Source organism: Caballeronia sp. M23-90, from assembly GCF_053574605.1.
The window spans coordinates 1-10,339 of record NZ_JBSIPA010000222.1 but is presented as its reverse complement, the minus strand read 5'-3'; the positions used below and the strand labels follow the sequence as shown (position 1 = coordinate 10,339).

General features: G+C 59.4%; 13 protein-coding genes. 11 read left to right on the top strand and 2 right to left on the bottom strand.

Going from position 1 to position 10,339, the window contains the following annotated elements; translation table 11 throughout:
- The 6 genes from ACRXB1_RS20650 to ACRXB1_RS20625 all read left to right on the top strand — a co-directional run.
- A partial coding sequence (locus ACRXB1_RS20650; protein ID WP_449493056.1) for an OmpA family protein occupies positions 1 to 277 on the top strand: 277 nt, incomplete at its 5' end.
- A gap of 90 nt (positions 278 to 367) precedes the next feature.
- Positions 368 to 2,005, top strand: a complete 1,638-nt coding sequence (ctaD, locus tag ACRXB1_RS20645) for a cytochrome c oxidase subunit I (protein ID WP_061998332.1) — start codon at positions 368 to 370, stop codon at positions 2,003 to 2,005.
- A gap of 97 nt (positions 2,006 to 2,102) precedes the next feature.
- Positions 2,103 to 2,243 (top strand): cytochrome oxidase small assembly protein, encoded by a 141-nt coding sequence (locus ACRXB1_RS20640; protein WP_086383990.1) that lies wholly within the window; start codon positions 2,103 to 2,105, stop codon positions 2,241 to 2,243.
- Between the two features lie 8 nt (positions 2,244 to 2,251).
- Positions 2,252 to 2,824, top strand: coding sequence for a cytochrome c oxidase assembly protein (locus ACRXB1_RS20635; RefSeq protein ID WP_082771355.1), 573 nt, complete (start codon positions 2,252 to 2,254; stop codon positions 2,822 to 2,824).
- An 85-nt stretch (positions 2,825 to 2,909) separates the two neighbouring features.
- Complete coding sequence (locus ACRXB1_RS20630) at positions 2,910 to 3,116, top strand: DUF2970 domain-containing protein (RefSeq protein WP_062168849.1); 207 nt, start codon at positions 2,910 to 2,912, stop codon at positions 3,114 to 3,116.
- Between the two features lie 75 nt (positions 3,117 to 3,191).
- Positions 3,192 to 4,049, top strand: coding sequence for a cytochrome c oxidase subunit 3 (locus ACRXB1_RS20625; RefSeq protein WP_061998335.1), 858 nt, complete (start codon positions 3,192 to 3,194; stop codon positions 4,047 to 4,049).
- Positions 4,050 to 4,269: 220 nt separating this feature from the next.
- Here ACRXB1_RS20625 and ACRXB1_RS20620 read toward each other — a convergent pair whose 3' ends face one another.
- Positions 4,270 to 4,479 carry a twin transmembrane helix small protein gene (locus tag ACRXB1_RS20620; protein ID WP_060817322.1) on the bottom strand — a complete coding sequence of 70 codons (210 nt, stop codon included), beginning with the start codon at positions 4,477 to 4,479 and terminating at the stop codon, positions 4,270 to 4,272.
- A gap of 108 nt (positions 4,480 to 4,587) precedes the next feature.
- On the opposite strand from ACRXB1_RS20620, the gene ACRXB1_RS20615 reads away from it, so the two are divergent.
- Genes ACRXB1_RS20615 through ACRXB1_RS20595 form a run of 5 tightly spaced genes read left to right on the top strand, consistent with a single transcriptional unit; the run spans position 4,588 to position 8,729 of the window.
- A complete protein-coding gene (locus tag ACRXB1_RS20615) occupies positions 4,588 to 5,331 on the top strand; it encodes an SURF1 family protein (protein ID WP_449493055.1) in 744 nt (247 codons plus the stop codon).
- Positions 5,332 to 5,379: 48 nt separating this feature from the next.
- On the top strand, positions 5,380 to 6,042 hold the full coding sequence (locus tag ACRXB1_RS20610; protein ID WP_375508030.1) for an SCO family protein: 663 nt from the start codon (positions 5,380 to 5,382) through the stop codon (positions 6,040 to 6,042).
- Positions 6,043 to 6,063: 21 nt separating this feature from the next.
- Positions 6,064 to 7,221 (top strand): COX15/CtaA family protein, encoded by a 1,158-nt coding sequence (locus ACRXB1_RS20605; protein ID WP_062168855.1) that lies wholly within the window; start codon positions 6,064 to 6,066, stop codon positions 7,219 to 7,221.
- Positions 7,222 to 7,227: 6 nt separating this feature from the next.
- Positions 7,228 to 8,133 (top strand): heme o synthase, encoded by a 906-nt coding sequence (gene cyoE, locus ACRXB1_RS20600; protein ID WP_061998339.1) that lies wholly within the window; start codon positions 7,228 to 7,230, stop codon positions 8,131 to 8,133.
- Positions 8,130 to 8,729, top strand: a complete 600-nt coding sequence (locus ACRXB1_RS20595; protein WP_449493054.1) for an SCO family protein — start codon at positions 8,130 to 8,132, stop codon at positions 8,727 to 8,729. The genes cyoE and ACRXB1_RS20595 overlap by 4 nt, the downstream gene beginning before the upstream one ends.
- An 83-nt stretch (positions 8,730 to 8,812) precedes the next feature.
- Here ACRXB1_RS20595 and ACRXB1_RS20590 read toward each other — a convergent pair whose 3' ends face one another.
- On the bottom strand, positions 8,813 to 9,691 hold the full coding sequence (locus ACRXB1_RS20590; protein WP_449493053.1) for a bifunctional helix-turn-helix transcriptional regulator/GNAT family N-acetyltransferase: 879 nt from the start codon (positions 9,689 to 9,691) through the stop codon (positions 8,813 to 8,815).
- Positions 9,692 to 10,339: the final 648 nt, after the last annotated feature.

Here is a 10,339-nt window from a genome sequence, read left to right as displayed (position 1 = left end):
TGCGTTGCCCGCCGACGCAGCAGCAGCCGTCACGGCCGCCGCTGATTACGCGAAGGCGCATCCGGCCGCAAAGTTCACGTTGTCGGGTTTCACCGACGCAACCGGTTCTGCCGCGATCAACGCCGACTTGGCGAAGACTCGCGCGCAAGCCGTTCGCGACGCGTTGAAGGCCGCGGGCATTGCGGAAGACCGCATTATTTTGAAGAAGCCGGAAACGATCACGGGCGGTGCTGACGCGAGAGAAGCACGGCGTGTGGAGATCAGTCCGGCTGCTTGACGTACGTACCCAAACGTCCCGCTTCCTTCTGAAAGAAAGCAGGCGTAGCGTATCGCCCAAGTGCCGCAGTATTCGCTTTAGGAGATTGTCATGTCGAGCATCGGACACGATGTAACCGCGGGCCACGAACACGGCCACGCTCATGATCACGGTCATGAGCACGACGAGCACGCGCACGAGCTGCCTTACGGCTGGCGTCGCTGGCTGTTCGCGACCAACCACAAGGACATCGGTACGTTGTACCTGTTGTTCTCGTTCATCATGTTCCTCTCCGGGGGCGTGATGGCGCTGATGATCCGCGCCGAGCTCTTTGAGCCCGGCTTGCAGATCATGCGTCCCGAGTTCTTCAACCAGTTGACCACCATGCACGGGCTGATCATGGTGTTCGGCGCGATCATGCCGGCGTTCGTCGGCTTCGCGAACTGGATGATCCCGCTGCAGATCGGTGCGTCGGACATGGCGTTCGCGCGCATGAACAACTTCAGCTTCTGGCTGCTGCCAGTTGCCGCCATCCTGCTGATCACGTCGTTCTTCGTTCCCGGCGGCGCAACTGCTGCCGGCTGGACGCTGTACGCGCCGTTGTCCACGCAGATGGGCCCGGGCATGGACTTCGCCATTTTCGCGATCCACCTGATGGGTGCGTCGTCGATCATGGGCGGTATCAATATCGTCGTGACGATCCTGAACATGCGCGCTCCCGGCATGACGCTCATGAAGATGCCGATGTTCTGCTGGACCTGGCTGATCACCGCGTACCTGCTGATTGCCGTGATGCCGGTTCTGGCAGGCGCGATCACCATGGTGCTGTTCGATCGCCATTTCGGCACGTCGTTCTTCAACGCGGCGGGCGGCGGCGATCCGGTGATGTACCAGCACATCTTCTGGTTCTTCGGGCATCCCGAGGTGTACATCATGATCTTGCCGGCGTTCGGGATCGTGTCGCAGGTGATTCCGGCGTTCTCGCGCAAGCCGCTGTTCGGCTATAGCTCGATGGTGTATGCAACGGCCTCCATTGCGATCCTGTCGTTCATGGTCTGGGCGCACCACATGTTCGCGACCGGCATGCCGGTGACGGGCCAATTGTTCTTCATGTACGCGACCATGCTGATCGCCGTGCCGACGGGCGTAAAGGTGTTCAACTGGGTTGCCACCATGTGGCGCGGTGCGTTGAGCTTCGAAACGCCAATGATCTTCGCGATCGGCTTTCTGTTCGTGTTCACCATGGGCGGTTTCACGGGCCTGATCCTGTCCATGGCGCCGCTCGATATCCAGATGCACGGCACTTACTACGTGGTGGCGCACTTCCACTACGTGCTCGTGGCCGGCTCCCTGTTCGCGCTGTTCTCGGGCTGGTATTACTGGGCGCCGAAATGGACGGGCTGGATGTACAACGAGACGCGCGGCAAGATCCATTTCTGGGCGTCGATGATCTTCTTCAACATCACGTTCTTCCCGATGCACTTCCTGGGCCTCGCCGGCATGCCGCGTCGTTATGCGGATTACCCGGCGCAGTTCACGGACTTCAACCAGATCGCAACTATTGGCGCGTTCGGTTTCGGCCTGGCTCAGGTGTACTTCCTGTTCGCTGTCGCATTGCCGACGTATCGCGGCGGTGGCGATCTGGTGAAGGCGGAAGACAAGCCGTGGGACGGCGCTGAAGGACTGGAGTGGACCGTGCCGAGCCCGGCTCCGTTCCATACGTTCGAGCGTCCGCCGCAGGTCGAGTAAGTTTTTTGGCGGTGCGTCCCGCAGAAGCGGCGCGCACCGGCCAAACCAGCAGCACACTGACAGCGAATGCATGACTAGCGGAATAAAGTCTGATCGGATGACCCGTAATTCACAGAAGCAACGAACGCCCGCCGAAGTCCGCGCGGGCAACAAGCGGCTCGGATTTATCCTGCTGGCGGTAGCCGCGGTGTTTTTCCTGGCCGTGGTCGTCGACCAGTACGTGCGTTCGAGAGGCTAGGGAGCAACGTGTCTACGCCTCAAGAGGTAAAGGAAGACCGCGCGTTCAATCGCTCGATGATGTTCAAGCTGATCGTCGTCGCGGCCGCCATGTTTGGTTTCGGTTTCGCGCTGGTGCCCATGTACCGTGCGATCTGCTCGATCACCGGCATCAACAACCTTGTGCAGCGCGACGTCGGCGCGCGGGAAGCGAAGAACACGCAGGTCGACACGAGCCGCAAGATCGCCATCGAATTCGATGCCAATGCGCGCGGCCCGTTGCAATTCAAGCCTGAGCAGAACTCGCTCGACGTGCATCCCGGCGAAGTGATGACGGTGATGTACGAGGTGACCAACCAGCAGGGCCGTACGGTTCAGGCGCAAGCCATTCCTAGCTACGCGCCAATGCAGGCCACCGAGTACTTCAAGAAGATCGAGTGCTTTTGTTTTACGCAGCAAACGTTGAAGCCGAACGAGACCCGGCGCATGCCCGTGGTGTTCGTGGTGGACCCGAAGCTGCCAAAGGATGTGAAAACGATCACGTTGTCATACACGTTCTTTGAGTTGACCGCGCCGGCGACGGTGTCACGCAGCGGTACCTGAGAAGCGGTTACCTTCAAGGCAGCCCGCGAGGCAAGGATGCGCGGCGATGTAGTCCACAAGTCGTGTGAAGCGGCGGAGAAGCATGATGGTCGAGATACAAAAGCCGGTTCCGAAGAGCAGTTTTCTCCGGTTGCTGAAGGCGGTTTTCTGGTCGTTCTTCGGTGTGCGCCGTCGCCGCGACCTCGAAAGCGATGCGTCCCTGAATCCGCTGCATCTGATCGCGGCGGGCGTCATTGGGGCAGTGCTGTTTATCGTCGTGTTGCTGGTGGTGGTGCGGGCAGTAGTGGGATAAAGCTGGTGGGACCGCGTGGGGCGGCGCCCGAGGCAGAAAAAATTCAAGCAACTGGATCGAAGTGGAGAATCAATAATGAGCGGTCAAAACGAAAGCCCGTACTATTTCGTCCCGCACCCGTCGAAGCATCCAATCATGGCCGCCACTGGTCTTTTGATTTCGATGGCTTCGCTGGCGTCGTGGGTGAATGGTGAACCGTGGGGGCCGATCGGCTTTGTTATCGGCCTGCTTTGGCTGCTTTATACGCTGTGGCACTGGTTTGGCGATTCCATCGGGGAATCGGAAGGCGGGATGTACGGCAAGAATGTCGATCTGTCGTACCGCTGGAGCATGAGCTGGTTCATCTTTTCCGAAGTCATGTTCTTTGGTGCGTTCTTCGGCGCGTTGTTCTACGCACGGCAGATCGCGCTGCACGAACTCGGCAGCCTGGATTACAAGCTGATCTGGCCGGATTTCACCGCGGTATGGCCGAACAACGGCCCGGCTGCGCTGATCTCCCATTTCCGTTCCATGACCCCATGGCCGCTGCCGACGATCAACACCGCGCTGCTGCTGAGCTCGGGCGCGACGCTGACTGTCGCTCACCATGCGCTGCGCGAGAATCATCGTAAGAAAACGATTATCTGGCTGGCTGCGACCGTTGGCCTTGGCGTGATGTTCCTGTTCTGCCAGGGCTACGAATATTTCCATGCCTACAACGAACTGAACCTGACGCTGGCGTCCGGCGTTTATGGCTCGACGTTCTTCCTGCTGACCGGCTTTCACGGCTTCCACGTTTTCCTCGGCGGCACCATGCTGACGGTGGTTCTCGTGCGTGTAATCCGCGGACACTTCACCGCGGACCATCACTTCGCTTTCGAAGGCGCCGCGTGGTACTGGCACTTCGTGGACGTGGTCTGGCTCGGGTTGTACGTGGTCGTCTATTGGTTGTAAGCGCGAACTACGAAGGGACGTGCCAATCAGTGCGGACCCTTCGCCAGATAGTCTGAAGTCGATTGAAGAAGATGCTTTGAAAAGCGCCGCCTCGACCTGATTCGGGCGGCGTTTTGCGTTTTTACGATGTGCCGTTTTGTCGCAGCACGGATTGCACGGTCAGGCGCTGGATCGCGGAAAATCGCGCGGAGTTCGAGCCCAACACTTTACTGATGCGCGATCAGCGGCCGAGCGGGATACCGGTAGACTGAATCCAGCCCATCCAGTGCGCGAACAGGATGAAGAGAAACAACGAGATCGACAGCCCGACGCGCATGGCGAGGGACCACACCATGCGCTTGCTCTTGCCCTTGTCGGTCATCATGAAGTACAGCGCCGAACCCAGGCTCGCGATGATGAGAATGAATGCGATGGCAACGAATATGTGCATGAAGACAGCCAGTTGGCCTATGAAGTTCGATTCCTCGATTATCGCATCGCAGGTAATGTGCCGCGTGCGAGTTGAAAGTTTCATCGGTGCACATACGGCGGTCGCGGTATGAAGATCCGCTTCTGGCCGGCGCTGATCATCCTGATCGTGATGGCGGTGACGGTGCGTCTGGGCTTCTGGCAGCGCGATCGTGCGCATCAGAAAGAGCAGCTCAATGCGCGGATCGTCGCGTTCGAGAACGCTCCGGCGCAACGTGTGAGCGCAGCGCCAATGGCCCTGAAGGATGTCGAGTTTCATCGCGTGCAGGCCCGCGGCACGTTCCTGTCTGATCAGGTGGTCTATCTGGATAATCGGCCCTACCAGGACCAGCCGGGGTTTTATGTGGTGATGCCGCTCAAGCTCGACGATGGCGGCGTGGTGTTAGTGAACCGCGGCTGGCTGCCACGGAATCTAGCGGACCGTACGGGTATCGAACCGTATCTCACGCCTGGCGGCGAAGTGGACATCGAGGGGATTGCGCGCGCAAATGCATCGCAGGCGTTCGAGCTCGGGCGCGGCGGATCGGATGCGAAACTGAAGATTCGACAGAACCTGAGTGTCGCCGCCTACGCCACCGAGACCGGCTTGCCGCTGCAACCGTTCGTGATCCAGCAATCGAACAACACCGGTGACAAGCTGGTGCGGGACTGGCCGGCGCCCACCATGGGTGTCGATACGAATTACGGTTACATGCTCCAGTGGTGGGGCATGGCGGCCGCGGCGCTCGGATTCGGCCTGTATGCCGCGCGACGGGCCGCGAAGAAAGACGAGTCGAAGGATCTTCCGGCACAGCCGCTCGACCAGAAGATTTAAAGACGCTACGCAAACCGAACCAAGCGACCAACAAATAGAGGCAACATTTTGTCCATGCAAACTCCCCGTCCTTCGCCGTCCGCTGTGAACAAAGCGCGGGCGCAGCAACAGGAACGCACGCCCGGTTCGTGGAACAAGGGGCGCTGGATGTTGCTGTTGCTCGCGTTCGTGTGCGCGGCGCCGGTGCTTGCGTCGTATTTCATGTACTACGTCGTCAAGCCGACGGGCGGCACGACGAGCTATGGCGCGCTGGTCGAACCGCAGCGCCCGATTCCCGATCAACTCGTCGTCACCGACGAACAAGGCAAGCCGATGCCGCTCTCCGCCTTGCGCGGCAAGTGGCTGATGGTCACGGTCAACGGCGGCGATTGCGACGAAAAGTGCGTCACCCGTCTCTACTTCATGCGCCAGGTTCGCGCGCTGCAGTCGGCTGAACGTGAGCGCGTGGTCAACGTATGGCTGCGTACCGATGACAAACCCGTGTCCTCGGTGATCCGGACGGCGTATCCGCAGCCGGACACGCGCATGCTCATCGCTGATCCGAAAGCTGTGGCCGCGTGGCTGCCGGCAGGCGCGGATTCGCAACTCACCGATCACATCTTTCTCGTCGATCCAAACGGCAACCTGATGATGCGTTTCCCGAAGGATCCGCAGCCGGAAAAGATCAAGGCGGATCTGGCGAAGCTGCTGAAGTGGTCGCGGATTGGTTGAGACAAAAGGGGCCATGCAGGCATGACTTACGTTTTACAACTTGGCTTGATCGGTATTTGCATTGCGTTGTTGCCGCTTTCTTATGTGTGGGTGAAAGCCGACGACAATAAATTTAGCAAGCTCGTCTGGCTGACCACCTTCCTGACACTCGATCTCGTGATGTTCGGCGGCTTCACCCGCCTCACGGACTCCGGCCTCGGCTGTCCCGACTGGCCGGGTTGCTACGGCACTTCGTCGCCTTTTATTGCGCACGCCGCAATCACGGCGGCGCACCAGGCGATGCCCACCGGGCCGGTAAGTATCGGCAAGGCGTGGATTGAAATGATTCATCGCTATTTCGCGATGGCGATCGGCGTGTTGATCATCGCGCAGGTGATCATTGCGTGGACGGCGCGTCTGAAACGTCGCCCGTTGCACGTCTCTCCGTGGTGGCCAACTTCCATCTTGCTGCTGATCGTGGTGCAGGGCGCGTTCGGCGCGTGGACGGTCACCATGAAGCTGCAGCCGGTGATCGTGACCATTCACTTGCTGCTCGGGCTCGCGTTGCTCGGCTCGCTCGGCTGGCTGGCGGCGCGCCAGACGCCGATTCCATCGATAAACCCTGCCGCCGCCCGCTGGCTTCCAGCGGCGCTCGTGGGTTTGCTGTTGTTGATCGTGCAGATCGCACTGGGCGGCTGGGTCAGCACGAACTACGCAGTACTCGCCTGCACGGACTTCCCGCTATGCAACGGCGCCTGGATTCCGCCGATGAACTTCGAGCACGGCTTTCATCTGTGGCGCGCGCTCGGCATGACCGGCGACGGCGATGTCATCTCGCAGGACGCACTGGTCGCAATCCACTGGACGCATCGTACGTTTGCGGTCGTCGTGGTGCTTTATCTGCTGTGGCTCGCTGCGAAGCTGCGTCGATTTGAGTCATTGAGAAAGCCGGCAAACGGCGTAATGTTCGTGATCGTCGTGCAGTTCCTGACCGGCCTCTCGAACATCCTGTTGCAATGGCCGCTGCCTGTCGCGGTGGCGCACAACGGTGGTGCGGCCATCCTGCTGCTGCTGCTCGTTATGATAAACTTTCGGATCTCTTCCAGCCGCCACGGCCACGCCCTGAGTCCCGCTGCGGGATCGTCCGCCACCGCCTCGCTGGACGCGGTATCCGCATCATTCCCGCGCCAAGCTCCGTGAGTTTCTATGGACAGCACCACACTGATTTCTCCCTCCGGTAGCCGCCTCTCGCAATACATTGCGCTGACCAAGCCGCGCGTTACGCAGCTTGCGGTGTTCTGCGCGGTCATCGGCATGTTCTTGTCGACGCCCGGCATGGTGCCCTGGACTGTGTTGATCGGCGGAACGGTCGGCATCTGGCTGCTGGCCGGCGCCGCGTTTGCCATCAACTGCCTGATGGAACAAAAAATCGATGCCATGATGCGCCGCACCGCATGGCGTCCGTCGGCGCGTGGCGAAATCACGGCTGCGCAGATCCTGCTGTTTTCGGCGGTGCTCGGTGCAGCCGGGATGTGGACGCTCTACACGTTCACGAATGCGCTCACCATGTGGCTGACCATCGCCACGTTCGTGGGCTATGCGGTGATCTATACGTGTTTGCTGAAGCCGGCCACGCCGCAAAATATCGTGATCGGCGGGGCTTCCGGCGCCATGCCGCCGGCGCTCGGCTGGGCGGCGGTGACGGGTCATGTTCCCGGCGACGCCTGGATTCTCGTGCTGATCATCTTCGTATGGACGCCGCCGCATTTCTGGGCGCTGGCCTTGTACAGAAGAAAGGACTACGAGAACGCCGGCTTGCCGATGTTGCCCAACACCCACGGCGAGAAATACACGCGCCTGCACATCCTGCTGTACTCCGTGATCCTCTTTGCCGTGACCATGATGCCCTTCATTTCGGGCATGAGCGGCGTGCTGTATCTCGCATCCGCCGTTGTGCTCGGCGGCATGTTCCTCGGGTATGCGTGGAAGATTTATCGTGATTACTCCGATGCTCTCGCGCGCAAGACCTTCCGGTTCTCCATCGTGTATCTGTCGCTGCTGTTCGGCGCACTGCTCGTGGATCATTACGTGCGGACGGTGATCGGCGTATGAAGTTTTCAGTTCGCGGGATCGTTGTCTGGATGGGATTTGCATTCGCTGCCGTATTGCTCGCCGCGTGCGACAGCAAGCCGGCATTCACGAATCTCGACATTACTGGCAACACGCAGTTCGGCAGCGATTTCTCGTTACCTGATACAACTGGCAAGACCCGCACAATGGCCGACTTCAAGGGCAAGGCGGTCGTGCTGTTCTTCGGCTATACGCATTGCCCGGACGTATGTCCGACCACGATGGCTGAGTTATCGCAGGCGCTCCAGAAGCTCGGCGATGACGCCAAGCGCGTTCAGGTCCTGATGGTCACCGTCGATCCCGCACGCGACACCGCGCCTTTGCTGAGCGAATACGTCGCGGCGTTCAATCCGTCGTTTATTGGCTTGCGTCCCGCCGATACCGCGCAACTCGTGAAGATCACGAAGGACTTCCGCGTGTACTACGCGCAGGTTCCGGGCAAGGCAGCGGGCGAATACACAATGGACCATACGGCGGCCAGTTACGTCTTCGATCCGCAGGGACGCTTGAGGCTATTTGCTCGCGACGGGCAGGGTGTCGACATCTGGGTTCATGATCTGAAATTGCTGCTGGATTAAGCGCAACACACGCCGCGCAGGCGCAAAAGACAAAAGCCCGTTTCAACGCAAGTTGGAACGGGCTTTCTGGTTTCCAGGCCCGGCTACTTCAGGTATTTCTCCCACACCGTTTCGTCGTCGCGTTGCGCTTGAAATCCGCAGCCGCGAAGGAGAGGTTCTGCAAGTTCAATGTAAAGACCCGCCACGCATTCAATGCGCTCATAGCCCGATTCGATGGCGAATTCCTGGCATGCTTCGAGCAAACGCCGGTCGATGCCTTCAAGTCTCGAATCCGGCTCGACGAAGAGCAAGACGATCCGCACATCGGCGGATGAAGGCGAACCGATCAACAAGGCCGCGCCCGCGCTCACGCCATCTTTCTCCGCGATCCAGCACCTGTTGCGCGTGGGATCGGGCGCTGTCAGATATTCTGCGACGACCCTCGCGGCGTGCATCTCGCGTGCCCGTTTTGCTGCGCTGCTCCCGATACCGAGTTGTGCCTCGCGCTCGACGATCCAGCCAAAATCGTCCGGACGCGGACCACGCAACCGGACCCGTGGTGAGCCTTGCGGCAGTGTCAGCAGTTTCTCGACGAGCTCCATCGATGCCATCAGCTGCGAGCCCTCATCCGGCGTCATGGCTTCGAGAGCCGTCGAGACATTGTTGCGTACGTGCGTGCTTGTCGCAGCCAGCACGCTCTCCCCGGCAGGCGCCAACGAAATGTGCCTGCTGCGCGCGTCGCCGGCGTATGGACTCCTGACGATCAGGCCACTACGCTCGAAATCGTTCAGCAGCCGGCTTAGATAGCCCGTGTTTATCTGGAGCGTGCGCGAAAGATCGGCTGCGATTGTCGTGCCCGCGTGCATCACCGCGAAAAGGACGCGCCACTCGGTCGGCGATAACGCACTCTGCTCCGTCAGTTCGTACGGCGCCCAGACGTGCCGCGTGTAAAACCATTGAAACTTGCGCACTGCTTCAGTCATTCCCTCGTTCGAGCTACGGCTCCTCATTTCTTCGCCTCTCTCATCATGTGGTTCACGGTTCGCCGTTTCCCCTGGCGAACCGATTTGAATCATTGTGCCGAAAAATAGTATGACCGTGCCATCCTTGCGTCTGACGATAGCTTGCGAAGCTCACAGGGCGTCTATAGTGTGTAGACCGGCCTCAGCGAAGTGGGCTGCATGCAAGGGTAATCACCAATGCGAAATCAATCGTACAGTCGCGTCGATATTTATATAAACCATTGATTATGAACAATTTTAACGATGTATCGAATAATGATTTCGTAAATTGACTGGTATTATTTTGGTTATATAATGGGCTCGCCGATTGCACCGGCCATGCGACGATTCCTATGGACATTTCGTCGACGGGGTTATCGTGAAAATTGATCAAATAATGTCAATGAAGGTGCCATTCCGGTGCTTGATTACAGCGTGTTCATCGGTTGGGAGGCGATGCCACGCGGTGAGGCACCACCGGCAAGCATCGATAAAAACTATCCAGGGTGAAGTACGTCGTTGCAGGAAAACGCCATTTTCTTCCCATGGCGGTTTCCAGCCTGCTCGCAGTGGGCGCGGCGGCTGACGGAGCCTTACCACGCGTCGAAGCGCCGCCGTGCGAGCGCTTCA